The organism is Sinorhizobium chiapasense, from assembly GCF_045277575.1.
In the GTDB taxonomy this organism is placed as follows: Bacteria; Pseudomonadota; Alphaproteobacteria; order Rhizobiales; family Rhizobiaceae; genus Ensifer; species Ensifer chiapasense_A.
In genome coordinates, this window is record NZ_CP144207.1 from 186,152 (window position 1) to 210,387 (window position 24,236).

The 24,236-nt window shown below is 56.7% G+C and carries 21 protein-coding genes and 1 pseudogene; 21 read left to right on the plus strand and 1 reads right to left on the minus strand.

Annotated features, from left to right (window positions below; translation table 11 throughout):
* Positions 1 to 5: 5 nt before the first annotated feature.
* From QM996_RS32070 to QM996_RS32125, 12 genes and pseudogenes are all read left to right on the plus strand, one after another.
* Positions 6 to 461: a flavodoxin domain-containing protein gene (locus QM996_RS32070; protein ID WP_334142193.1), complete on the plus strand. Its 456-nt coding sequence runs from the start codon at positions 6 to 8 to the stop codon at positions 459 to 461.
* 102 nt (positions 462 to 563) lie between these two features.
* The gene (locus QM996_RS32075; protein WP_334142195.1) at positions 564 to 1,946 is read left to right on the plus strand and encodes a flavin monoamine oxidase family protein; all 1,383 of its coding nucleotides are present in this window, start codon (positions 564 to 566) and stop codon (positions 1,944 to 1,946) included.
* Positions 1,930 to 2,343, plus strand: a complete 414-nt coding sequence (locus QM996_RS32080; RefSeq protein WP_334142197.1) for a Rid family hydrolase — start codon at positions 1,930 to 1,932, stop codon at positions 2,341 to 2,343. The genes QM996_RS32075 and QM996_RS32080 overlap by 17 nt, the downstream gene beginning before the upstream one ends.
* Positions 2,344 to 2,396: 53 nt before the next feature.
* The gene (locus QM996_RS32085) at positions 2,397 to 3,926 is read left to right on the plus strand and encodes an APC family permease (protein ID WP_334142199.1); all 1,530 of its coding nucleotides are present in this window, start codon (positions 2,397 to 2,399) and stop codon (positions 3,924 to 3,926) included.
* 76 nt (positions 3,927 to 4,002) lie between these two features.
* Complete coding sequence (locus QM996_RS32090; protein WP_334142201.1) at positions 4,003 to 4,848, plus strand: alpha/beta fold hydrolase; 846 nt, start codon at positions 4,003 to 4,005, stop codon at positions 4,846 to 4,848.
* 102 nt (positions 4,849 to 4,950) lie between these two features.
* Positions 4,951 to 5,337 (plus strand): nuclear transport factor 2 family protein, encoded by a 387-nt coding sequence (locus QM996_RS32095; protein WP_500270564.1) that lies wholly within the window; start codon positions 4,951 to 4,953, stop codon positions 5,335 to 5,337.
* Positions 5,338 to 5,420: 83 nt separating this feature from the next.
* Positions 5,421 to 6,206, plus strand: coding sequence for an MOSC domain-containing protein (locus tag QM996_RS32100; protein WP_334142205.1), 786 nt, complete (start codon positions 5,421 to 5,423; stop codon positions 6,204 to 6,206).
* Positions 6,207 to 6,259: 53 nt separating this feature from the next.
* The gene (locus QM996_RS32105; RefSeq protein WP_500270565.1) at positions 6,260 to 7,027 is read left to right on the plus strand and encodes an SDR family NAD(P)-dependent oxidoreductase; all 768 of its coding nucleotides are present in this window, start codon (positions 6,260 to 6,262) and stop codon (positions 7,025 to 7,027) included.
* Between the two features lie 55 nt (positions 7,028 to 7,082).
* A complete protein-coding gene (locus QM996_RS32110; RefSeq protein ID WP_334142209.1) occupies positions 7,083 to 8,210 on the plus strand; it encodes an S-(hydroxymethyl)glutathione dehydrogenase/class III alcohol dehydrogenase in 1,128 nt (375 codons plus the stop codon).
* 23 nt (positions 8,211 to 8,233) lie between these two features.
* Positions 8,234 to 8,365, plus strand: a pseudogene (locus QM996_RS32115) (S-(hydroxymethyl)glutathione synthase); the annotation flags it as partial.
* 52 nt (positions 8,366 to 8,417) lie between these two features.
* Positions 8,418 to 9,146: an SDR family oxidoreductase gene (locus QM996_RS32120; RefSeq protein WP_334142210.1), complete on the plus strand. Its 729-nt coding sequence runs from the start codon at positions 8,418 to 8,420 to the stop codon at positions 9,144 to 9,146.
* 96 nt (positions 9,147 to 9,242) lie between these two features.
* Positions 9,243 to 10,445 (plus strand): cytochrome P450, encoded by a 1,203-nt coding sequence (locus tag QM996_RS32125; protein ID WP_334142212.1) that lies wholly within the window; start codon positions 9,243 to 9,245, stop codon positions 10,443 to 10,445.
* A gap of 257 nt (positions 10,446 to 10,702) precedes the next feature.
* Here the strand turns inward: QM996_RS32125 and QM996_RS32130 are convergent, their stop codons facing one another.
* Positions 10,703 to 11,158 (minus strand): hypothetical protein, encoded by a 456-nt coding sequence (locus tag QM996_RS32130; protein ID WP_500270566.1) that lies wholly within the window; start codon positions 11,156 to 11,158, stop codon positions 10,703 to 10,705.
* Positions 11,159 to 11,429: 271 nt separating this feature from the next.
* Between QM996_RS32130 and QM996_RS32135 the strand changes: the two genes are divergently transcribed.
* The 9 genes from QM996_RS32135 to QM996_RS32175 all read left to right on the plus strand — a co-directional run bounded on the left by QM996_RS32135 (position 11,430) and on the right by QM996_RS32175 (position 24,235).
* Positions 11,430 to 12,464 carry a beta-keto acid cleavage family enzyme gene (locus tag QM996_RS32135; RefSeq protein ID WP_334142216.1) on the plus strand — a complete coding sequence of 345 codons (1,035 nt, stop codon included), beginning with the start codon at positions 11,430 to 11,432 and terminating at the stop codon, positions 12,462 to 12,464.
* Positions 12,465 to 12,475: 11 nt separating this feature from the next.
* Complete coding sequence (locus QM996_RS32140; protein WP_334142218.1) at positions 12,476 to 14,176, plus strand: class I adenylate-forming enzyme family protein; 1,701 nt, start codon at positions 12,476 to 12,478, stop codon at positions 14,174 to 14,176.
* An 85-nt stretch (positions 14,177 to 14,261) separates the two neighbouring features.
* The gene (locus QM996_RS32145; RefSeq protein ID WP_334142220.1) at positions 14,262 to 15,050 is read left to right on the plus strand and encodes an SDR family NAD(P)-dependent oxidoreductase; all 789 of its coding nucleotides are present in this window, start codon (positions 14,262 to 14,264) and stop codon (positions 15,048 to 15,050) included.
* A gap of 110 nt (positions 15,051 to 15,160) precedes the next feature.
* Entirely contained in the window at positions 15,161 to 16,279 is a 1,119-nt protein-coding gene (locus tag QM996_RS32150) for a type 1 periplasmic-binding domain-containing protein (RefSeq protein ID WP_500270567.1), read from the plus strand.
* 69 nt (positions 16,280 to 16,348) lie between these two features.
* Complete coding sequence (locus tag QM996_RS32155; protein WP_334142224.1) at positions 16,349 to 18,874, plus strand: ATP-binding cassette domain-containing protein; 2,526 nt, start codon at positions 16,349 to 16,351, stop codon at positions 18,872 to 18,874.
* A gap of 4 nt (positions 18,875 to 18,878) precedes the next feature.
* Positions 18,879 to 19,925, plus strand: a complete 1,047-nt coding sequence (locus tag QM996_RS32160; RefSeq protein WP_334142226.1) for an ABC transporter permease — start codon at positions 18,879 to 18,881, stop codon at positions 19,923 to 19,925.
* A gap of 668 nt (positions 19,926 to 20,593) precedes the next feature.
* Entirely contained in the window at positions 20,594 to 21,796 is a 1,203-nt protein-coding gene (locus QM996_RS32165; RefSeq protein ID WP_334142228.1) for a cytochrome P450, read from the plus strand.
* Positions 21,797 to 21,804: 8 nt separating this feature from the next.
* Positions 21,805 to 23,292 (plus strand): APC family permease, encoded by a 1,488-nt coding sequence (locus QM996_RS32170; protein WP_500270568.1) that lies wholly within the window; start codon positions 21,805 to 21,807, stop codon positions 23,290 to 23,292.
* Positions 23,293 to 23,437: 145 nt separating this feature from the next.
* Complete coding sequence (locus QM996_RS32175) at positions 23,438 to 24,235, plus strand: AraC family transcriptional regulator (RefSeq protein ID WP_334142232.1); 798 nt, start codon at positions 23,438 to 23,440, stop codon at positions 24,233 to 24,235.
* Position 24,236 lies beyond the last annotated feature (1 nt).

Genomic DNA, 24,236 nt, shown 5'->3' on the forward strand with positions numbered 1-24,236 from the left:
GATGAATGATTAAAGTGCTATTTGGGACCGAAAGCGGCAACTCTGAAATGGCTGCGGAAGACATTGCGCAGTACATTCGCGACAGTGGCGAAAGCGCCCAGCTCGTGCCGATGGAGGATTGCGATGTGTCGGAGTTGGCCGGGGCAGGTTTAGCAATCGTGATCACCTCGACATACGGCGAAGGTGAATTGCCCGAAACGACCCAGCCCTTCTACGACTCCTTGGCAGAGATCCGCCCGGATTTGTCTGCTCTCAAATTCGCTGCATTCGGCTTGGGTGATAGCACCTACGAAACCTATGGCAACGGCATTGATGTCGTATCTGGTTTGCTTCGCGAGCTTGGAGCACAGCAGGTCGGAGATACGGGCCGTCACGATGCAGCCAAGGGCTTAGCTTTATCGCAAGTTGCCGTGGATTGGGTCAGAAAATACCTGCCGGAGCTCGGTCGGTTGGCGGCGTAGCTTAACATTTCGATACCAAGGACGTTAGTGCCGCGACCTGGCTTTGGGAAGCGGAGCCCCCGAATTCTGGTCTAGTCAACCTAACAAACGTGAGTAAGTAAAATGAGCAAAGTAAGTCTGGACGCAGACGTAATCATCGTCGGCGCAGGCCTTTCTGGAATGGCAGCGGCGAAGGAACTTCACGAGGAGGGTCTCGAGATTCTTCTATTCGATGGAAAGGATCGGGTTGGTGGGCGTACGTGGTCGGATAGCCAGTTTGAGAACGGCGCCCTTGATTTTGGAGGCATGTTCATCGGTACGACCCATATCCGCTCCCAGCGACTTGGCAAGGAGATGGGTCTCGAAATGGTCAAGGCTCGTCCATCAGGCAAGATGGTTTGGGATCTCGGTGACGAGCTATTAATCGCCGAGGACGGGAGCTATCCCGAGAAGACCATTGGCGACGGAAGCGACCTCAAAGCTGCTTTAGCAAAGGCGTTTGCCGCTATCGATGAACTTGCCAGGAAAGTCGGAAAGGACAACCCTTGGGAGGCGCCGGAAGCCGCGGAGCTCGACTCCAAGACCATGGCGACATGGCTTGAGGAAAACGTCTCGGATCTCTTGGTCCGCAAGATTGTGGGAAGCGATGTCACGATCATCACGGGTGTCGACCCTGCGGAGATCTCACTGCTCTTCTTTGCGTTCTACGTTGCGCAATGCGAAGACATGTACGCCCTGCAGGTCACCGCGAACGTAATGCTGTGGATCGGTGGCGCCCAGCAAATCTCCCTTAGGATCGCAGACAAGCTGCCTTCGAGCAGCATCCATTTGTCCGAGCCTGTCTTCCGTGTGAACCATGGCGAAGACGGCGTGGAAGTACTTACCGAGAGGGGCTCCTATACCGCCAAGCGCATCATCATGGCGCTTCCGCCATCGGCCGCAGCGCAGATCATGTTCTGCCCGGAATTGCCACCGACGCGCCGGCAGATCAACCGCCGCACCAACTTTGGCCGCTATCTCAAGCTGCAGATTCGATATGAGAAGCAGTTCTGGCTAGACAAAGGACTGTCGGGCGAAATCTTCTCGCTCGCTCCGGGCTTCTTTTCCCTCGATGTCACTCGTCCGGGCGACAAGGTCGCAACATTGGTCCTGTTCATCGGGGGCTCCAACTATGATCGCTGGTTTGAACAGGGGGAAGAGCGTCGCCGCGAAGAGATGCTCACAGCGCTTGCGCGCTGCCTGGGCGAGGAAGCGCGTAATCCGACCGCATACATCGAGACGAACTGGAATGGCGTCGAGTTCACCATGGGTGGACCCGTTTGCTCCATGCCGCCCGGCTTGATGAGCACATGCGGCGCGGCTTTGCGAGAACCCATCGGCAGAATTCACTTTGCCGGAACCGAGGCGGCACCGGCCTGGACCGGGTACATGGAAGGCGCTGTCCAGTCAGGCGAAGCCGCCGCAGCACAGATAAAGGGAGTATTGATCAATGACCTCGCAGCTTAAAGCAATCGTGCCAGCCGGAATGGAAGGTGCAGGACCTGCATACGGATTTGCACCTGGTCGAGTGGCCGGTGGGTTTTTGTTCGTGGCCGGTCAGATTGGCATGGACCGAAATGGGAACCTTGGCCAAACCGTCCAAGAGCAGGCTTCGATGGCGCTGAATAACCTGGAGTTGGTTCTCAAGGAAGCGGGCTGCACTTTAGCCGATGTTGTTGTCCTGAACACCTTCCACGTGGGCGATTGCACCACCGTGAACGAATGGTTCCTTCCGCTCAAGAAGGACATCTTTCCCGCGCCTTATCCGGCATGGACGTCCATGGGGATCACCAGCCTGGCGATACCTGGGGTTCTGATCGAAATTTCGGCTATTGCCGAGATGCCAAATATGCGAGCCGGCTAGAAAAAAAGCCAACAGGCATTGTCGGTTCGAATAACTAAATGGGGAACAAAACCATGACTGATACCACGCATAGCGCCGGTGCTTCACCGGTTTTCACACTACTAAATGACGATGTTGGGGTAAGTGAGAAGCCAAGGCTCGCCGGACGTATGGGACCGGCAAGCCTTGTGTTGACGGTTCTTGCCTTCTCGGCTCCGATGGCGGTGGTCCAGGGCTTCATTCCTTTCACAATTCTGTTTGGGGGGCCTGGCGCCACTTTTGCCTTTCTCCTAACGACGTTGGTGCTTCTGCTTTTCTCAGTCGGCTATGTCACCATGGCCAAACACGTTCCTAAGCCCGGCGATTTCTATGCGTTTATCAGTTCGGGCCTCGGTAATGTGGTCGGTCTGGGTGCCGCATTCTTGGCAGTGGTCGCCTATCTTGCTCTCCTGGGCGGTTCATACATCTTCATTGGGATCAACGTATCGTCGCTGATCTCAAGCCTAGGCGGACCTGAAACGACTTGGTGGATTTGGACGATCATTGCGTGGGTCGGGGTGAGTACACTCGGCTATTTCCACATCGAACTCTCGGCAAAGATCCTGTCGACCGCGATGCTGATCGAAATCGCCATAGTGATGATCTTTAATGTCGCAGTCCTTTATTCCGGCGGCTCTGAAGGCTTATCGTCGGCTCCGTTGTCTCCGTCGACCTTCGCGGCTGGCGACATAGGCGTTACGTTGCTGTACACTATTCTGGTGTTCCTCGGTTTCGAAGCGACTGCGTTGTTCCGGGATGAAGTACGCGATCCCGACAGAACGATTCCCCGCGCGACTTACGGCGCCGTTATCTTCGTGGGCGTCCTTTACACGTTATCTTGCTACACATTGACGGAGGCATTTGGTTCCCAAGCCTGGGAAGTTGCGAAAGCTAATCCCACATCCATGTTTACAGTCGCAATCGGAAAGTTTGTCTCGCCTGTCTTCGAACAGGTAGCCTATTGCTCTGTAATCTTGTCTCTGTTCGCAGCTCTCGTCTCGATCCATAACGTGCTCTCACGCTACGTTCTGAACCTGGCCGTCGACAAAGCGCTTCCTACCTATCTCGCCAAAGTACATCAGCGCCACAGCTCTCCCCATACTGCCTCGAATGCGATCGCAACGGTCGCCGCACTCTTCGTGGCACCTTTCATCCTGATGAAGGCCGGCGGTTCGACCGAATACGCCATAGCGACGGGTATCGGTGGTGTTGGTGTCATCGCACTTATGGCGATGGTAAGCTGTGCAGTAATCGCTTGGTTTGGCCGCCACGGTGTTCCTTCAGGGGAGAACGCATTCAAGGTCTTCATCGCGCCAGCTATCGCCGCGTTCATCATGTTCGCAACCGTCGTATTCGCTGTCGCGCATTTGGATTTGGTGGTTGGAGGCGCGCCGGGCGAAAACTTGTGGGTCCTATATTTCCTGATCGCCGCCTTCGTAATGGGATGTGGGCTCGCACTCTATTTCCGGACTGCCAAGCGGGACGTGTACAATAGCCTCGGACGCGCGGATCGAGTGTTTGAATTCCTAGCACATAAGCGGGAACAAGCGGCGAACAGAGATTGACGTTTGTTTTCAAGCCGGAGCGCCGCATGCAGCCGATGCTGCGGCGCAGCACCTCTATAAATGTTGGAGCATTGCAATGACAATGGTGGAGAGCAGGGAGGTGCTTCCTGCAAGCCAGAGCGATTGGGTTAGGGCCAAGAAAAAGGTAAAGATCGAAAGCGGGATCGAGCTCGCCTACGTGGAATGGGGTGACCTGAGTGCCCCGCCTGTGATCTTGATTCACGGATATACCGATAATTCGCGGGCATTTTCGCTGATTGCCCCTTACCTAAAAGGTCGCCGCTTCATCGCGATCGAGCTTCGCGGTCACGGAGATAGTGAAAAGGTCAAAAGAGACATCAATCTTTTGAGCTTCGCCGCGGACCTCAGTGAATTCATGGATACGCTGAGCATTGAAAGAGCGGATCTTGTTGGTCATTCGATGGGGTCGATGACCGCGGCGCTCTTTGCCGCCTTGTACGGACATAGAGTCAACAAGGTTGTTTTGATTGCCACCGCGTTGCAGCCTGGACCGACTGTGGCCGATTGGCTTGTCGAAACCATCGAAAACCAAACTTATCCGCTCGATGTGAATAGCGAATTTCTCGAGGAATGGACCTGGAATCCGCACCCGATCGATCCGGTATTCATGAAATACCTCAAGCAGGAAGCTTCACAGGTTCCCTACGAGACTTGGCATGGATGCCTTGTTGCTTTTCGGGTCACGAATTGGTCGATGGCGGCGCAAAACATCAAGGCTCCGGTCTTCGTGATGTGGGGAGATAAGGACCAGTTCTTCAATGCGGCCGATCAGGAAGACGTAAAAAAAGTCCTGCCGCATGCAAAGCACAAAGCCTATGTCGACTATGGTCACTCCGTAACCTGGGAAATTCCCGAGGCAGCCGCCAAGGATATCATGGGCTTTCTCGAAAGCGGCGCCTAGAGGCGGCCGGTCGTCAAGATCCATTATCAAGAACTCTCGTGCGCGGTCCATGGGCGCCGAGGACAGTGCGCAATATAAACTGATCGAGGAATTGGAACCATCATGTCCACATTGGATGCTGCTGCGCGAGAGGCTATCGCTTCTCAACACGAATTAATGAAAAGAGCCTTCGCAACAGGCGATGCCGCGCTCATTGTGAATGATTATTACACGAAAGACGCATGGGTCTTTGGCGATGGCGAGTCGACCTGGAAAGGATCCGAAGCCATCTACCAGCTCTATTCCGGCATTGTCGGCAAGTACCACTGGAGTACGAAGACGGAACGGCTAATCGCCGTCGGCGATGGTGCCTTGGAGTTTCTCATAGGCACAACTCATGCGGTCGAAGGCGGTGAGCCGACTCCATACAAGATTCTCTTCGCCTGGGTGAAGGTGGAGGCAAAATGGCTCTGCGCGACGCAGATGTTTGCGTTGGGAGATCATTTTTGAGCTCGTCTGCACGCAGATTTCGCGGCGTGAGGCCACGCCAGAACCAATCAAGGTAGATGTTTGCTCCAATGGGGTCCGGATTCATGAAGGTCAAACATATCGGAATGGCTCACGTGAAGGCCACGAGGCTACTCGAGGTCGACCGGGCAACTGTCACAGCCCGAGGCATAGCGGGCGATCGCCAGTTCATTTTGCTCGATGAATCCGGAAGCCCGCTATCGCCAGGTGATCACCGGCATTACCTGCCACTTCGGTTCGACTTCGACGAGAAGCTGAACGTCCTGATGTTGGCATATCCGGACGGAAGCCGCGTGGAGGACGACTGTTTGTTAGGCGAGGAAACGTTTGGCCTCGATTTTCTGGGAATGCGCAACGTTGCAGTTCGCAAAGTCGAGGGGGAGTGGAACAATCGCCTCAGGAGGTTCTCCGGCAAGACGGTGACGATGGTGAAGGTCGTCACGGGAGGCGACGGCATTGATGTACTTCCGATCACTCTTGTTACGACGGGCTCCTTGGATGACCTCAGCAAGCGAATGGGCTCTGTCGTCGATCACCGTCGGTTTCGGGCGAATTTGGTCATCGAGCATGAGGAGCCCTTTGCAGAGGACGGCTGGAACGGCAAAACCATGCAAGTCGGTTCCGCTGTCCTGCAGATTCGCGGATCGGTTCCTCGTTGCGTCATAACCCAACTTGATCCCGACACAGGGATCAACAACGCCCGTACGATCCCTGCTTTGATGGGATTCAGACAGAGAGTGAACTTGCCCCACGGGCTGATGCCTCACTACGCAACGCCCGGATTCGCATCCTACGCCGAGGTTCGCTCACCCGGGGAGATTGCAGTGGGTGACCCAGTGTCATTTGTGTAACCGCGGGCACTGCTTAGCTCGCTCTGAGAGCTCACTTACGCAAAGGTTAAAACATGGAATATGAGAACAAAGTGGTAGCTATCACGGGCGCCGGATCCGGGATGGGCCGCGCCATGGTGCAAGAATTTGCAAGCCGCGGCGCTTTTGTTGCTGCGATCGGCCGCACACAGTCGAAGGTTGAAGAAAGCGTCGGGCTGTTGAGCGCCCCAGAGCGTGCCAAGGCCTTTCGTGCAGACGTTTCCGTTGAAGGCGACGTCACCAAAGCGATTGAGGAGATCGTTGCAGGCTGGGGCCGTATTGATGTTCTTGTCAACAATGCCGGTGTCCTAGATACCTATGAACCGGCCCATACAGTCAGTCTTGAAGCCTGGGGAAGCGTGCTCTCAATCAATTTGACTGGCCCCTTTCTGATGTCGAAGTGCGCTATCCCGCACATGCTGCGGCAGGGGAAGGGTTCTATCGTCAACATCGCTTCGGTCTCATCGTTCAGTGCCGCTGGAGGAGGCTCGGCCTATACGGCCTCCAAACACGGGTTGTTGGGTCTCACGCGGCAATTGTGCTTCGAGTATGGGGCCAAAGGCATCCGTGTGAATGCCATCTGCCCTGGAGCCACGGCAACCCCCATGGCACTGCATGGCGGAACCGACGCTCTTCCAGATATGGACGAAGGCATCATGAAGACACCGGCGCAGCGTTGGTGCCGCCCGGAAGAGATCGCTCGCTTGACTGCTTTTTTAGCGGGCGACGAGGGTGATTTCGTGCACGGCAGTTCTTTCGTCATTGATGGCGGCTGGCTGACGGCGGCCCGAGACGCCTTCTGATCGCGGTCGTGGGCGACTTCCCGAAATTGAAATGAGACGAATACCAGAGGCTAAAATGGACGTTCTTGCAGCCGTTGCCGTACAGGCAGGAAAACCGCTCGAGGTCATGACGGTTCAGCTCGACGGCCCGAGGGCCGGTGAGGTGCTGATCGAGGTCAAGGCCACCGGCATCTGCCACACCGACGACTTCACCCTGTCCGGCGCCGATCCGGAGGGCCTGTTCCCGGCGATCCTCGGCCATGAAGGCGCCGGCATCGTCGTCGATGTCGGCCCGGGCGTCACCTCGGTGAAGAAGGGTGATCACGTCATTCCGCTCTATACGCCGGAATGCCGTTCCTGCCCCTCCTGCCTCAGCCGCAAGACCAATCTGTGCACCGCGATCCGCGCGACGCAAGGCCAGGGCCTGATGCCGGACGGCACCTCGCGCTTCTCGATCGGCAAGGACAAGATCCACCACTACATGGGCTGCTCGACCTTCGCCAACTACACGGTGCTGCCGGAGATCGCCGTCGCCAAGGTCAATCCGGACGCGCCGTTCGACAAGATCTGCTACATCGGCTGCGGCGTCACCACCGGCATCGGCGCGGTGATCAACACCGCCAAGGTGGAGATCGGCGCCACCGCCATCGTCTTCGGCCTCGGCGGCATCGGCCTCAACGTCATCCAGGGCTTAAGGCTCGCCGGTGCCGACATGATTATCGGCGTCGACCTCAACAACGGCAAGAAGGCCTGGGGCGAGCGCTTCGGCATGACCCATTTCGTCAACCCGACGGAGGTCGAGGGCGACATCGTCGCCTATCTCGTCAACCTGACGAAGCGCGGCGCCGACCAGATCGGCGGCGCCGACTACACCTTCGACTGCACCGGCAACACCCGCGTGATGCGCCAGGCGCTCGAAGCCTCGCATCGCGGCTGGGGCAAGTCGGTGGTGATCGGCGTCGCCGGTGCCGGCCAGGAGATTGCCACCCGGCCGTTCCAGCTCGTCACGGGCCGCAGCTGGATGGGCACCGCCTTCGGCGGCGCCCGCGGCCGCACCGACGTCCCGAAAATCGTCGACTGGTACATGGAGGGCAAGATCGAGATCGATCCGATGATCACCCACACCCTGCCGCTCGAGGACATCAACAAGGGCTTCGAACTGATGCATGCGGGCGAAAGCATCCGCGGTGTAGTCGTCTACTAGCCATGGACCCCGTCTCCCAAGCTCCAGAGAATGTCGCCGGTATCCGCGAGAGACTGAAGGAACTTGGTCTCCAGCCCTATGACTGCGTCGACCCGAAACTCATGGACTACATCGCGACCTGGACCGCAAAGAGTGGCGGCGTGGTTCCGTCGTAATCCGAGAAGAGCGAGTTGCCATTAACGAATAAAAGATAGAGGGAACAGCAACATGACTGGAAGATTAAAAGACAAGAATGTCATCGTCATCGGCGGCACTAGCGGCATGGGGCTCGCCCAGGTCAGACGATTCACCGCCGAGGGAGCCCGAGTCCTCATCGCCAACAGAAATGGCGTTCAGGGTGCGGCGGTTGTTAAGGAGATCGGCGAAGCGGCTGCGTTTGTCGAACTCGACGTGCGCAGCGAAGAGGGGTGGGCGAACGTCGTCAGTCAAGCCGAAAGGCGCTTTGATGGCCCCATCCACGCATTGGTCAACAATGCCGGCATCTTGGTTGAAGAAGGGATCGAGCAGACGAGCCTGGCGACCTACCGCTTCCTGGTCGATGTCATGCAGGTCGGGGCCTTTCTCGGTATGAAGGCTGTCATCCCCTCGATGAAGCGTGCGGGAGGGGGGTCGATCATAACCGTCTCCTCGACGGCGGGTATTGTGGGTTACCCAGGCTTCTTTGCTTACACAGCCACGAAATGGGCGGTTCGTGGGATGACGAAGGCTGCCGCACTGGATCTGGCATCCTCGAATATTCGGGTGAATAGCATTCATCCGGGCGATACGGAAACACCGATGATCGAAGGCAGAGGCTACAACGCGGACTACGTCCCTTTGAAACGGTTCGCCCGCCCTGAGGAGATCGCCTCGCTAGCGCTGTTTCTTGTGTCAGATGAGTCAGCTTACATTACCGGCGCGGAACATATCATCGACGGCGGTTTCACCGCTCAGTAGTTCGTTTCCACGCCCCTCCTTCAGCACCTGTAGACCTAACGATTATTTGTTTGGTCCTTGTTCAAGCCCAGCAAGATAAATAAGGGAACTAGACTGATGAACGCTCACGCAACAACGAAAGTAGACTCGCTTCTGCCTTGGGCGGACAAGGCGTTCCGAGATAATCCGTACCCCTGGTACGACGTGGTCCGAAGCAAAGCACCAGTCTACAAAGACCCTTTGGTCGAAAACACCTATGTTATCTCTCGCTACGATGACATCGTCAAATACGGTAAACACCCTTCCTTATCGATGAAGGCTCCCGATTGGGTGCCGAAGAGTCCTTGGAGCCTCTTCAAGGACAGCATCATTGTAAAGGATCCGCCCGAGCATACCGACCTCCGTCGTCGATCGAACAAGTGGTTTACCCCGAAACTCGCCAACCAGTGGGCGGAAGCCACGGCCAAGGCAGTAAATTCGGCGATTGATGACCTTGGCCCGCAAGGCATGATCGAGGCATTCCGAAACCTCGCCCTTATTCCTGCCCACCACGCCATGTGCGCAGCCCTTGGACTTCCAACGGAAGGCTATGACACGGCGTCGGCGTGGATGCATGACGCCATGACTGCTCTTGGTTCGGCAGTAACCGCAGAAGAGGAGCAACGATGCCAGGCGGCGTTCGATTATCTCAGCGATCGGGTCCGGTACTACCTGGCAATGCGACGAGCCTCGCCCGAGCCAGGCATGACCGCCTCGTGGATCGAAGAGGTTGCGAACGGCGAGATGACAGAACAGCAATTGTTTGAGGGTTTGTTACTGTTCTGGGCAACGGGAACGCCCAATGCGGCCTACCTCATCACTGGCGGGCTGGAGATTTTTGCCCGTCACCCGGACGTCTTCGAACTTTGGAAGACAAATCCTGATAAGCATCAGGCGATCATGAATGAAATCACGCGCCTTCATACACCCGAGATATCTTTCACCCGTTTCACGACGGAGGAACTGGAAATCCGCGGAGTAAAGATACCTCCGAAAGTGCTGGTGCGTTTCATGATTGCCTCGGCTAACCGGGACCCAGAAGTTTTCAAAGATCCGCACAAGGTCGACGTCACGCGCTCAGCTGAAGCAGGCAATCACCTCTCCTTTGGTGTAGGCGCCCATTCATGCCCCGGAATGATCATCTCATTGGCCGAAGCCAACGCAGTGTTCAACACCATCACGAAGCGGGTAAAACGAATCGAGATGGCGGGTGAACCGGTATACGCGCATAACGATCGATCGGCCGCCTACGCCAGGTTGCCTCTGCGCCTCGTGGTTTGAGTGCGTTTGCAGGTGCTCTGGTGCATAAGAAAAGGGCTCTCGGGTTTCGTCGAGAGCCCAGCCGATAGAGGATGCGGTTTGCGCAGCGGCGCGGGGTCATAATGTGATTTGAACCAATTTACAGCCGCACCGCTCGATTGCTCGAACAAATCCGTATCTGGCGCGAAATGTCCGCCCGGCAGCATCTCCAACGCCTTAGGTTCGCCGGCGCGATCGAACGCGTCCAGTGCGAGGTCGGTCGGCGTAAGATGATCGTCTTAGGCGACCAGCATCAACAACGGCATCGGACTTATCAAGCGCACAAATGCGCCGGGCTCATTGGCGCGGGCAAGTTCGAGACTGCGTACAGTGATTTGCGGATTCCAATTTGGAGCGATGACAGACGCGGTTTTGAAATATTCAGAGCTGTCCTGTTCTGGCAATGCACACGCCTGTTCGGAGTGTTCAGCTACGACGTCGACGTAAGATCTGCCTTGACCAAGAACACGCAGAACGCGGTCGGTAGCGAGTTGCTCTCGCAATAGTGCTACTTGGGTCTTAGCTCTTCGAACAGCAACCTTCGATCCACTGATCGTGGGGCCTTGAGATACGACAGCCTTAACACGCCGATCCTCAGCGGCGACGACAAGAACGTGGCCGCGCTGTCGCTTGTGCCCCATATCCCATTCGATCTGGACCAACGCCTTCGATAGGCTGGACAAACGTTGTTGCATCCTTGTACCCGCGTCTCTGACGCTCGGGATCGACCTCATACCTGGGCTGGCCTTCACTTTCACCAAAGCAGCCATGGTCAAAGCAGGGGCACCTATCCCATTTGCTGCAAACACCTGGGCATCACGCTCCACTTTGGCAGGTTTGGCGTAGCAGTTGTCAGCTGGCGCCGAGCCGATCTCGATCTGACTGGATAACTTAAGTCCAATACAACGGGACTTCGACTGATCAGTCAAAGTCTGCCTGACACGCCAAACTGATCGGAGCAAATCGATGAGCGCCAACACGATTAACTGGGAACGGGTCCGCAATAGGGTCGCCAAGGAGAATATACGGACCTATTGGAGACCTTATGCAGCCCCGACCATCATGTCGGCTGGCGATAGCCTGATCTCAGGCGCTCCGCAAATGCCACGGTGGGATGCGCTGCCGAAAGCTGCCGTCTCTGTTGCGATCAACGGGGCGTTTTTCACCAAGGCCGAGAATCCCAACCAAGCACAGACGCCCGACGAGATCATTCGTTCTGCGAAAGAATGCATCGCCGAAGGCGCTCAGATCATCCACATTCACGTTCGCGATGACGGTGGCCACAACGTCCTTGATGTCGACCGTTTCGCTGAAGTCCTTGGACGGCTCAAGTCCGATCACCCGAACATCGCGCTCGACGCCTGCCTCGTCGCCGTCAACGACACTGAGTGCAAGGGCATGCAAGAGGTCATCGACCGGTTGCTCGTGAACGCTGTGCCCGTGAACACCACGGCGCTGATCCTCGGCGACAACCTCTTCGTAAAGCCGCCGCACGCCATCATCGAGAAAACTCGCATGGTGGTCGATGCCGGGCTGGTCCCGCAGCTCGCCGTGTACACAGACGGCGACGTCGATAATGCACGCCGGCTGCTCATTGACAGCGGTTTGGTGAAAGGGCCTCTGACCTGGTTGCTGCTTGCTGGTCTTCCCGGTTGCACGCCAATGTACTCGCCACAGAGCATGATGGACGGTCTCGTGCGCCAGGTTGGGCTCATCCGGCAAGTTGATCCGGGTGCAAACATCATCGTCTGCGCCGGGGGCCGGGCAAGCCTTCACCTTGCAAACCTCGCGTTGCTGATGGGTCTCCACGTTCGTGTCGGTATGGAGGACACGGTGTGGAAGTGGCCGCATCGTGACGACCTGATCGAGCGCAACGTCGATGCGTTCCGTATCGCACGCACAATGGTGGAAAACCTTGGCCGCGAACTGATGACCGCCGATGAGTTTCGCCAGATGTGCGGCATCTCTGCAGGAGCCAACACCACCGCCGCCGCAGAGTAGGGCGCAATGCCATGAAGGAGGAGAACAACAAAGGCAACGGTGTCCCCGGGCAGGGGGCATTCGACCCAACCGCGAACCGAGATAGCTGGGGTGTGCCATTCGGCGCGTTTCACGGCGGTCGCTGGAAGGTTAATGCTGAGATTAACGAGACGGTCGCAGAGCCCGGCCGTCTTCATGTCCGGTACGCCGCTCGCCCGGAAACATACGACGAGATGTTTCGAGCCAGCACCCTGCGTTTTCCAAACCAGGAGGCTGTGGTTTGCGGAGAGCGTCGAATTTCCTATCGGGAACTCGACATCTTGGTTGAGAAAACCGCATTTGGTCTGATCAACGCGGGACTCAAGAAGGGCGACCGTATCGCGATCATGCTCGACAACCGGCTGGAATACCTCGTTTCGGTCCTGGCGGCAGTGAGGGCCGGGGGGATTGCCATCCCACTCGGAACCCGGCTCGGCCCTTCAGATGTCAGCTACATCGTCAATGACGCGACACCGCTTCTTGCCGTTACGGCGTCGCAATGGTTGGAGAAGTTTCCGACTTCGGGAAGCAGCCTCCAGCGAGTGTTCCTGGTTGATGGGGAACCGGGTGCGGCAGACGCATTCGCCACTTTGGCTCAGGCCTCGCCGTTCGCTCTCCCCGTTCTGGACAAAGAAGATCTCATGATGATCGTCTTTACGTCCGGAACAACGGGTAAGCCAAAGGGCGCCTGCCTCACGCACACGAATTTCGTACATACCTGCCTTCATTACCTTTACGCGCTAGCCATCGACCGCCCGCAGAGGAGTTTGTTGGCTGTCCCCGCGACACACATTGCGGGCTTTGGTCCTCTCGCGTCGGTAACGTTGGCGTCCGGTGGCACGCTCGTCATGGCGCGAGAATTCAAAGTGGCCCCGGTTCTTGAACTCATGGTTCGCGAACAAGTTACCTACGCCGTTCTGGTACCCTCGATGTACCAGTTGTTTGCAATGGCACCGAATATCCAGGACTACGATCTGTCGGCTTGGAAATATGGGATCTATGGCGGTGCGATAATGCCGCCCGCCGTGATTGAGCGGTTCAGCCAGATCGCGCCTGGGCTCCGTATGATCAACGCATATGGGGCCACAGAAACCTGCGCCGTTTGTACGATCATGCCTCCCGAGCTGACGTCATCAGCGCCGGCAAGCGTCGGCTTTTCCCTGGAGTGCGACGAGATCCTCATTGTGGATTCAACTGGAGAGCCGCTTCCCAATGGGGAATCCGGAGAACTCTGGATCAGGGGACCAAACGTTAGTCCTGGTTACTGGAACAATGAGGAGGCAACCCGCCAGTCGTTCGTCAACGGGTTCTGGAAGAGTGGTGACATCGGAAAGCGGGACGTCTGCGGCCTGATTTATGTTCACGATCGCCTCAAGGACATGATTAATCGCGGCGGCTTCAAGGTATTCAGCGCGGAAGTCGAAAACTCGCTGATGGAACATCCCGATATCGAGGAATGCGCCGTGGTCGGCGTCCCGGATCCGGTCCTCGGTGAAAAGACATTTGCCTTTGTCAAACGTCGGGCCGCGGAGCTGAATGGTGATGCGTTGCGCGCTTACCTTCTCGCCAAGATCGCTGACTACAAGGTGCCGGATTTCTGGCTGGTTGGAGAGGAACCGGTCCCCAGGAACCAAAACGGCAAGGTGCAGAAAGCCGATGTAAGGGAGCTCGCCAAGAAGCTTCATGCTTCATAGATCGCGCCCCTTCCGAACCAAACAAACTCTACGCGGCAGCCGCCGCCGTCAATTCAACAATCATGAAAAATGGAGGAGCCCTTTCATGTCAGGATCAGTAAAAGATAAGGTCATCATCGTTACGGGTGCGGGCCGTGGCCTTGGCACCGCCATCGCTGGCGATCTGGCGCGCAACGGCGCCCGTGTGGCTATCGCCGACGTCAATTCCGACAACGCCGCAAGCGTTGCCGAGCAGATCAAACAGGCCGGCGGAGAGGCAATCTCGGTCGCAGTCGACGTTTCCGACCGTCAGCAAGTCAAGGCCATGATCGCGAAGGTCGTGGAAAAGTTCGGGCGCCTCGATGTGCTCTTCAATAACGCTGGCATCAGCCAAACTTGCCCATTCATGGAAGTCACGGAAGATGACTTCAACCGTATCATGAAAATCAACGGCCTTGGTGTGCTCATCGGGACCCAAGAGGCCGTTCGGCATATGATCAGCCAAGGTCATGGCGGCAAGATCATCAACACCGCATCGATCGCAGGAAAACAGGGTTGGCCGGACTATGCCCACTACTGCGCATCGAAGTTTGCGGTGGTTTCGCTGACGCAATCTGCTGCCCGTTCCTTTGCCAAGCACGGCATCACTGTCAACTGCTTCAGCCCCGGCGTGGTCGCGACGGAACTCTGGAAGCAGCTCGACGATGACGCTCTTCAGCACGGGATCACCTCTAAACCGGAGCAGCTGATCAACGAGTTCTCGGCAAACATCCTTCTAGGTCGGGTATCCGTGCCCAAGGACATTGTAGGAACGACGACGTTTCTTGCCTCCGATGCTTCTGACTACATCACCGGCCAGACCATCATGGTCGATGGCGGCATGGTTCTGATCTGAAAATTCAACGTTTGGCTCATCTGAGGAGGTGAGCCAAACTCTCACGGGAGGAGTCTATGAATCTATTTCGGTCCAGAATGGCCGCGGCCGTCGTTGCTGGGGTCTTTTGCTTGAGTGCCAACCTCGCCATTGCCGAACCGGCAGAGGAAATTATGAAAAGCCGTCTTGGCACAACCGAGGTCGACCCTGCCATCGCGAAGGCAATTGAGATTGCCGCCAAGCCGCTCACGCCGGAACTCGAGGCTAAAGCGCTTGAATGCTGGAAGAACGACGTTTGTGAAACCGGCACGGGCGGAGAACTGACAATCGCGTACGCCGATGGTTTCGGCGAGAATGTCTGGCGCCGCGTAACCAAGATGGAGTTTATTCAGCAGGCGCTGGCCTATCAGGAAATCGGCAAGATCCAGTACTCGTCGGCTCGGGGCGACGTCTCTAAGGCGATCGCTGATCTCAATGCCTACATCGCTCAAGGCGTCAACATCATCGTTCTGTACGCTGATGCTGGTCCAGCGCTTCTGCCGACCGTTCGCGAAGCGAAAGAAGCGGGCATCACTGTTGTGCTGAACAACGGCCAAGAGGTTGGCACCGCGGGAGAGGACTACGTCAGCACAGTGCACGAGGATCTGTGCGCTCTCGGTCAGGACATGGTGAAAGCTGTAGTCGCTGACAAGCCGAGCGCCAAAGCTCTGGTCGCACTTGGCGGCACGCCGGGCAATACGCTCAGCGCGACTTGGCAGAAGTGCGCGCAAGAGCAGGCCGATGCATCGTCCATTAAGATCCTCGCAAAACTCGATACGAACTGGACGCAAGAAGGCACTTTTACCGCCGTGTCGGCCGCTCTGGCGCAATATGGTGACTTCGATGGTTGGATCTACGAATATGCGGACGGGTTCAGAGCTGCAATGCGTGCATATCAAGCAGCGGGCAAGGACGTAGACACGGTCGCGGCGTTGCGCACAGACGAGCAGGGTCTGTTCTGTGATTGGGAAGCAGCAAATAGCTCTAAATTCCGTATCTACTATTCAGCGTCCGGCACGACGGTTACAGCGCGCTTCGCGGTGTCCGCTGCGATGATGGCGCAGGCTGGCGAAACGGTTTCGCCTTGGATCAAGGTGCCGTTCTCCATGAAAACCGTGAAGAAGGGTCTCTGCGACAAAAACCTCCCGATGGAAACACCGGTCTCAACGCTCGTCAATGCGAAGACATTGAAGGCGATGTTCCCGAACTAGTGCTCCTCCCCGAGTCGGCTGGCGCTACGGCGCTGGCCGGCGCGACCGCTTTGAAAAATCGGAGTCCCCATGAGCACCCCTGTCTTAAAACTCGAAGGCGTGTCGAAGACATACCCCGGCGTGCGCGCGCTGGATCAGGTGAGCATTGATTGCTTGCCGGGAGAAGTCCACGCAATCCTCGGAGAGAATGGCTCCGGGAAGAGCACGCTGATGAAGATCGCGAGCGGCGTCGTCAGACCAGACAGTGGTGTTGTCGAGATTGCCGGACAACGCCTGGCGAATGTGGATCCTCGGACAGCATCAGGACTTGGCCTTTCGACGGTTTATCAGGACGATTCGCTCGTTCTAGAGCTAACTGTCGCTCAGAATCTTTTCATGGCGAGTAGACAGGGGACGGTACGCTTCGCCGAGATGAACGCGTGGGCCGCCACACTGCTTTCCGCCTACGGCGTGAGTATCGCTCCGGACGCGCTGATTGCGGATCTCTCGCCTGCTCAGCGGCAGTTCGTGGAAATTGTAAAGGCCTTGCAGTCTGAACCAATGGTGCTCCTGTTCGATGAGCCAACCTCCACACTCGATGCAGATGGCGTGCGCAAACTCACCGGAATTATCCGCAACCTCACCGCGCGTGGGACCGGCATCATCTATGTGAGCCACCGCCTCCCTGAAATTCTCGAGCTCGCCGACCGCGTAACCGTTTTGCGTGATGGCGTGCACCAAGGCACATTCGCCGTTACCGAGAGCCTTTCCGAACACGATCTCATTACGTTGATGGTCGGCCGCGATATCGATGTAGAATATGCCGCGAAGGCGACCAACATCGCCGAGGATCCCGTCCTCGTTGTGAAAAACCTCGCCGGCAAAGCCTTCCAAGACATCTCCTTTTCGTCCCGAAAAGGAGAAATCCTTGGTTTCGCAGGTGCCGAGGGGAACGGTCAACGCGAAGTTCTACGCGCCCTCGCAGGTCTTGAAGAGGCGCATGGAACCGTTGAGTGCATGGGCCTGCAAGTCTCAACCGCGTCGCCAAGATCGGCATTGGAGAGCGGCTTGCTGTTTCTGAGCTCCGACCGCAAGGGAGAAGCTATTTTCCCCGAGCTAAGCATTGGTAAGAATATGATCCTCCCCCTTCTCGACAAGCTGACCAGTTTTGGCCTGCTGTCTCGCAAGAAGGAGCAGGCGACAGCCGCAGCAATGAAACGGGACTTCGGGGTCGCTGCTGCGGATTTGTCCCTCCCGGTGATCCAGCTTTCGGGCGGCAATCAGCAAAAAGCCGTTCTAGCGCGCAGCTTCAGATCTGACGCAAAGGCGTTTCTGATCGATGAACCGACACAGGGGGTCGATGCAGGTGCTCGCTTCGAAATCTACAAGGCCATCCGCGAGAACATCCAAGGCGATGGTACGTGCATCGTCAATTCCTCAGACGCTCAGGAACTTGCAGGGATATGTGATCGGGTCCTCGTGTTTTCGCGTGGCCGAATTGTCCGTGAACTTGTAGGCGAAGCGATTACGGAAGAGAACATAGTAGGAAGCTTCCTCATGGCTCGCGACGCCAGGCAAACGAAGAACGCTGATGCCGCGACGGAAACCCCAATCTTCCTCCAGCAGCTGACGGGTGGGAGCGCGAGTTGGTGGGTTCCACTTCTCTTTCTGCTTGGACTCATCGCGATCGTGTCTGTCTATGCAGCGGCGAACAGCAACGTTTTCCTAAAACCCATCAACTTCCGACATCTGCTGCTTGCCCTTACACCGGTGGCGATCGTCGCAATGGCGCAGCTTCATGCCCTTCTCATCAAAGGTATCGATGTTTCCGTTGGCTCACTCATGAGCATGGTTGTGGTTGCAATGTCATTTTTGATCGTATCAGGAACGAGTTCTCTGATGATTGCGGGAACCGGCGCTTGCCTCCTGCTTGGTGTCGCGACCGGACTTGCAAACGGCACCCTTGTTCGATTCGGCCGGATCAACCCGGTCATTACGACCATCGCTACGTTGAGCATCTTGCAGGGACTCGCACTTGTTGGCCGACCGACACCAGCCGGCATAATTGACGGACAGTTCACTTCGCTGTTACGCACCTGTATCGGTTTTCTACCTGTCGCAACTATATTCGTCGTCATTGCTGCGTTGATCAGCGATTACTGGCTGCACCGCACGCGATCAGGACTGCTCGTCAAGGCGACCGGGTTTAGAGAAGAAGCTGCACGTAGAAACGGGGCGCCCGTCACCTGGATCCATCTTCGAGCCTATATCCTGGCTGGCGTAAGCGCGGCGATCGCAGGCATGTTTCTTGGCGCGCAAGTCGGCGTGGGACACCCGTCCGTTGGCCAGAACTATGCGCTGTCCAGCATAGCGGCCGCCGTCCTCGGAGGAGCTGCTTTGACAGGTGGACGCGGGTCATTCTCTGGAGCCCTGCTGGGAGCGTTCTTCTTCACTTTGATGACGAACGTGATTTCTGTGCTCGGACTGAACTCTGCCTTTGGAGTCATAGCATCGGGGACAATGACCCTTTTCGCGATCGTACTTTACTCAGGCGTGTCCGGCTTCGATCGCTTGGTTCGGATTTTCGCCAGGTCAAGACGAGAAGCGAAGGCGTGACACCATGATCGAACGTTCAAAAAGCTATCCAAATCTCGTTTCAGAACCTCAATCGACGCTGTCCGGAACTCAGGAGGTCCTCACAACTCTGCAGCCGCGTTTCTCGCGAGTCGCCAAGGTGGAGATCCGCTTCCTGGCGATTTGGATCGCGCTGGGGATTTTACTCCTCATTGATGCCATCTTTCTTCCGAGGAGCCTTCAAAGGTCAACGCTGCTTGCTATTTCGCCGTTCGCTGCTTTCCTGGCGATCACGGCAATCGGACAAGCGATCGTGATCATGGCTCGGGGGATAGATCTCTCCGTTCCTGCGATCATGTCTCTCTCATGCGCGATTCTGATCGGGTTCTCGATTGGGAACGACGCCTACCTTTTCAGTGCTGTCGGTGCAGCAATCTTGGCGGCGGTTCTGATCGGCGCGGTGAATGGGATCCTGATTGCCTTCCTCAGATTGAACGCCTTGATCGTCACCTTGGCGGTGGGAGCAATCGTGACCGGCGTCACGATATGGTACCGCCAAAGCGTGGGGGCAGAGTCACCAGTCCCGCCAAGCCTTGCCGAGTTCGGAAATGGCCGGCTGCTCGGAATTCCGACTTCTGTGGCAATTGCCGTCCTAATCACGTGCCTGGCGGCGCTCTTTCTGACAAAAACTGTGGCGGGTCGCCGGTTTGAGGCCGTCGGGACAAATCCAGGAGCTGCCCATGTCGTTGGTATTCGAGTCCGGATCTATCAGGCCGGAGCATATGTCATCGCGGGGTTTGTGTATGGTATTGCCGCAATGTTGCTCGCAGGCTTCATCCGAAATCCCACCCTTGATGTTGGCATGCCCTACTTTATGGCTCCGATCGCTGCAGCGGTGCTGGGTGGCGTGGTGATGAGTGGGGGAATTGGAAATATGCTGTCAGTCGCTGCTGCATCGATCTTCTTAATCCAACTCGACCAATCGCTCAAAATGATCGGGCTGCCGACCTCGTGGCAACTGGTAATCCAGGGGGTCGCCATCGGAACAGGCATGTACCTATCTGAGCTGAGGTCACCTCGGAAAGGCAGGTAGTCTTAGCTCCTCGCTCGCCAACCAGCATCAAGCTGGCGCGGAGCTGCCAAGCAATTAAGCAGCTGATTGTAATGACGTTTTGTTTGGCCTTTATGACGAGATCTTAAAATAGCTTGACTTAAGCCTAACAAACGTTAGTATGTCTTCAGTCCATTACTTCGTACAAAAACCAAAGGGGAACACGAAGTATGCATGCGATCCAACCGAGCATCGCGGCGTCGGGGAGTGACACTCCCGCAGTCAACGCCGCGCGATTCCTCAGAAATCGCTCGCGCTGTTCGAGTTACGCCATCGAGTTCCTATCGACGCAAGGCCTCGACCGCAGCGTCGTCCCAGTGGCTCGTGCTTCTTTAGTTGGTCTGTTAACTCCGATGGGCGACAAGCGCTTATGCCGTATGCCCAGGGACCAGACCACTGTCCGAAGCACCTGGCAAATCCGCATTTCAAAGCATCCAACGGCAAACACGCGATTAGCTCCGTTCGGGGTTTTCGTGGACCATTGTCCGTGAGGCAGCGCGAGTGCGGCGAGACGGCTGCGACGCTCAACGCGGCCCCTTCAATTTTCCGAACTGATCGTCGCTGGCAAAAGCCGGCGCCAACTTCGCCGAGCGATACGGCGACTGACCGTATCCGCATTGATACCCAATTACGCATAAAGGATCGAGTCGATGGAAGCCGTGGCAACAGCTCAAGATGAATATCTTCCCTGGGGAGATGCGAACTATCGGAAAAATCCATACCCTTGGTATGCCCGGGTTCGCGCTGAGTATCCCGTCTACAAAATGGCCGATGGCACCTTTGTCGTCTCTCGATACGACGACATCATGAAATACGGCAAATTGCCAATCATGAGCATTGTCGACCCTGAATGGGTTCCGAAAGGCCCATGGACGGCTCTCTCGAAGACCGTTCTGGGAGTCGATCCGCCCGTACACACGGCCCTTCGGCGCCGGACCAATCGTTGGTTTACCCCGAAGCTTGTTCAGGAGTGGGCTAAGGCGGCGGAAACGGCGGCGAACGATGCCCTGGATCGCGTTCAGTCCGGTGCTGTGTTCGAAGCGAACCTCGAACTTGGGGTTATCCCAACACACGCAGCGATGTGTAGCGCGCTGCAACTGCCGACTGACAATGTTGAGCCGGTACACGCTTCCATGCTGAAAGCGATGGCCGCTCTCAGCTCTGTGGCCGACAAAGAAGATGATCGGCTGGCGGCCGAAGCGTTCAAGTATCTGCGGTCCCGTTCCGTTGAGTTGGTGGCGTACAAGCGTCAGAATCCCGGAGACGGCCTAGCCGACGCCCTTCTCGAGGCCGAGAGAAACGGAGAAATGACAGAAGACGAGGTCATTCAGACCATTTCGCTTTTCTGGGGTTCGGGTGGGCATAATCCCTCATTCTTTGTTGGCGCTGGGATCGAGCATTTTGCCCGGCACCCCGAAATTTACCGACTCTATCGCACACGACCGGAGTTGCGTTCAGGAATACAGAACGAAATTCTGCGGCTTAATCCTCCGGAACTTTCCTTTGTCCGGTATCCCACGGAGGATGTCGAAATTCGCGGCACGCACATCAAAGCGGGTGAGCGGGTGCGTTTTCTTATCGATGCCGCGAACAGGGATCCTGAAGTGTTCCCTGACCCCGACAGACTCGATCCTTCAAGGTCGCCTGAGGCCGCTCAGAACCTCAGCTTCGGAATTGGCCCGCACGCATGCGCCGGTCAGGTCATTAGCCGCGTCGAGGCGGATACAATCTTTCGGGTCATCAGCGATCGCGTGGAACACATCGAGCTTGCAGGTGAGCCAACCTACGACGTGACTGACCGGTCCCGAGCTTATGTAAAGTTGCCGATCAAGATCTCGCACGCGAAACATTAGATTATGCGATGGGCTGGGGAGCCAGCCCCGACAAGCTAAATAATAAAAGCAGGGAACTGGATATGACTGCAATAGGAACCACGATTGGGGCGGCTGAAACCGAGATCAAAGGCGATCTCGGCACTCTCGACATTATTCTGGCGACACTAGCATATGCTGCACCTCTCGCCGCTACCGCGGGTTATCTCTCGTTGAGCGTCGGGTTCGGCAGCGGGATTGCGACACCACTTTCGTTCCTCGTAACGATGGTGATCATCCTCGTGTTTTCGGTTGGCTACTGCGCAATGAGCAGGCGCGTACCGAACCCCGGCGCCTTTTATGCATACATCGCGGCCGGATTGGGTCGACCCGCCGGACTTGGAACTTCATTCCTGATGCTGTTCTCTTACGGCGCAATCGCGGTCGGCTTCTACGCCTTCGCCGGATCCATCACCAAGGATTATGTTGAGGCATATGTATCGATCGACCTTCCCTGGTGGTGCTACGCAGGTCTTTTCTGGGCGGCGGTCGGTTTTTTTGCGTATTTCAGGATCGAGCTCTCGGCAAAAATCCTTGGATATCTTCTGATTCTGGAGGTCATCGCCGTTGTGGTGTTCAATTGGCTCGTCCTGGGCCAGGTCGGTATAGCAAACCTCGACTATTCACCTTTCAGCATCAAAGCTTACGCACAAACTAACATCGGTCTGGGCATCCTCTTTACCGTCATTCTGTTCATCGGATTCGAGGCGACCGCCATTTATCGCGAGGAGATCAAGGATCCTGATCGGGTCATTCCCCGCGCAACCTACCTCGTCGTGCTGTTCATCGGTGTGTTCTACAGCTTCACGTCCTGGATGCTCATCCAAGGAATTGGCCTAGGCGAAGCGCAAAGCTTATCTGCGGCAGATCCGGCAGGCGTTTTTCTTGACACCGCTCTGCGTGCCATCGGTCCGGCGTACAATGAAATCGTGAATGTGCTCCTTTTAACCAGCGCCTTCGCCGCACATCTCGCAATTCAAAATGTCATCGTTCGCTACGTCTATTCGCTCAGCAAGGACGGTGTATTTCCAAAATTCCTGGGAGTTGCACACGACAAACACAACTCGCCGAGCAGATCGTCGGTCGCGACGAGTCTCGCCATTCTGGCTGCACTCGTTGTCCTTGTTGTCAGTCAGCTGTCACCGGCCACCGGCTATGCATGGTTTGGGGGAGTGGGAACCTACGGCATCCTTCTGGCAATGCTTCTTACCAGTGCTGCTTGCGCGGTTTACTTCTTCAAAAATCCTGAAGGGGAATCGGTCTGGCGGAGTGTCGCATTCCCCGTTGCATCCACCCTTCTGCTTGGGGCCGCAAACGTGATCGCGGTTCTGAATTTCGACGCCCTGACGGGGGACGCCGGCTTAGCCTCGAAAATAATGCTGGCCTCGGTTTTCGTGGTGTTCGCCATCGGCGTAGTGCTGGCTGTTCTCATCCGCGGCGCTAAGCCCGATGTCTATCTTCGAATTGGTCGGCAATAGCCCAGGCGATTGCCGCCATGTTAGGCCTCCCGTTGGCGGCAAACCCGCCAATGGTTCCGAGCTCCGCGGGAGAGGAGCTCGGGGAGTTTGATCGCTGCTGCGGGTGAGCAACAGCGATCGTGGTCGGCAAAAGGGAGGAGCTCAAATGCCGAATAGTAAGGATGCCGTGAAGTATATTGTCACTCGCGAAGTGAGCTACCGAAACGCGCAGTTCGTCGATCCTCATTCGCACCGGCGCGGCCAGCTTATCTACGCTATTGCGGGCGTTATGGAGGTGATCGTCGGTAACAAACTCTGGCTGGTTCCGCCCCAGCGTGCGGTGTGGATGCCTCCCGGGGTTGTCCACCAAATGCGCGCTCGTGGGAACGTTGAACTGAAGACAGTTTATCTATCGCCGGACGTTATCCCCCACACATTTCCGCCCGCCCCGATCCTGGTCTCCGTGAGCAACCTCCTACGCGAACTCGTACTCCGGAGCGTTGACTCACCGAACAATCACGACAGCTATGGACTCAAGAACCAAATCTTATCGCTCATTCTCGATGAAATAGGCGCTCTCCTAAGCGAGAGCCAGCGAGCAATTCCGCTCGAGCTTGCATTGCCCCAATGCCAGGACCGCAGGCTGAGCAAGGTATGCGCAGCGCTTCTGGAGGATCCGGGCTGCCAGAAAAGTCTCGACGAATGGGCGGATCTGGTTGGCGCATCGAAACGGACTTTGGCTCGGCGTTTTCAGTCCGAATTCGGCATGTCGTTTCTCGCCTGGAGGCAGCAGGTCCGTGTTGCGGCCGCTTCAACCCGCCTCGACCAAGGCGAACCGGTCACCATCGTTGCAGGTGATTTGGGATACGAGACGCCCGCCGCGTTTTCCGCGATGTTCAGACGCGTCACGGGATTGACGCCGAGCGGATATGTCGCCAATTCGCCGGCTCCCGGGTTTATTTGAT

Bases quoted from the DNA above. Each gene is read 5' to 3' on its own strand.
- QM996_RS32125 (WP_334142212.1), top strand. From the start codon at position 9,243: ATGAACGCTCACGCAACAACGAAAGTAGACTCGCTTCTGCCTTGGGCG.
- QM996_RS32075 (WP_334142195.1), top strand. From the start codon at position 564: ATGAGCAAAGTAAGTCTGGACGCAGACGTAATCATCGTCGGCGCAGGC.
- QM996_RS32175 (WP_334142232.1), top strand. From the start codon at position 23,438: ATGCCGAATAGTAAGGATGCCGTGAAGTATATTGTCACTCGCGAAGTG.
- QM996_RS32130 (WP_500270566.1), bottom strand. From the start codon at position 11,158: ATGCAACAACGTTTGTCCAGCCTATCGAAGGCGTTGGTCCAGATCGAA.
- QM996_RS32095 (WP_500270564.1), top strand. From the start codon at position 4,951: ATGTCCACATTGGATGCTGCTGCGCGAGAGGCTATCGCTTCTCAACAC.
- QM996_RS32085 (WP_334142199.1), top strand. From the start codon at position 2,397: ATGACTGATACCACGCATAGCGCCGGTGCTTCACCGGTTTTCACACTA.
- QM996_RS32110 (WP_334142209.1), top strand. From the start codon at position 7,083: ATGGACGTTCTTGCAGCCGTTGCCGTACAGGCAGGAAAACCGCTCGAG.
- QM996_RS32080 (WP_334142197.1), top strand. From the start codon at position 1,930: ATGACCTCGCAGCTTAAAGCAATCGTGCCAGCCGGAATGGAAGGTGCA.
- QM996_RS32070 (WP_334142193.1), top strand. From the start codon at position 6: ATGATTAAAGTGCTATTTGGGACCGAAAGCGGCAACTCTGAAATGGCT.
- QM996_RS32145 (WP_334142220.1), top strand. From the start codon at position 14,262: ATGTCAGGATCAGTAAAAGATAAGGTCATCATCGTTACGGGTGCGGGC.
- QM996_RS32120 (WP_334142210.1), top strand. From the start codon at position 8,418: ATGACTGGAAGATTAAAAGACAAGAATGTCATCGTCATCGGCGGCACT.
- QM996_RS32160 (WP_334142226.1), top strand. From the start codon at position 18,879: ATGATCGAACGTTCAAAAAGCTATCCAAATCTCGTTTCAGAACCTCAA.
- QM996_RS32140 (WP_334142218.1), top strand. From the start codon at position 12,476: ATGAAGGAGGAGAACAACAAAGGCAACGGTGTCCCCGGGCAGGGGGCA.
- QM996_RS32135 (WP_334142216.1), top strand. From the start codon at position 11,430: ATGAGCGCCAACACGATTAACTGGGAACGGGTCCGCAATAGGGTCGCC.
- QM996_RS32165 (WP_334142228.1), top strand. From the start codon at position 20,594: ATGGAAGCCGTGGCAACAGCTCAAGATGAATATCTTCCCTGGGGAGAT.
- QM996_RS32170 (WP_500270568.1), top strand. From the start codon at position 21,805: ATGGGCTGGGGAGCCAGCCCCGACAAGCTAAATAATAAAAGCAGGGAA.
- QM996_RS32155 (WP_334142224.1), top strand. From the start codon at position 16,349: ATGAGCACCCCTGTCTTAAAACTCGAAGGCGTGTCGAAGACATACCCC.
- QM996_RS32100 (WP_334142205.1), top strand. From the start codon at position 5,421: ATGAAGGTCAAACATATCGGAATGGCTCACGTGAAGGCCACGAGGCTA.
- QM996_RS32090 (WP_334142201.1), top strand. From the start codon at position 4,003: ATGACAATGGTGGAGAGCAGGGAGGTGCTTCCTGCAAGCCAGAGCGAT.
- QM996_RS32105 (WP_500270565.1), top strand. From the start codon at position 6,260: ATGGAATATGAGAACAAAGTGGTAGCTATCACGGGCGCCGGATCCGGG.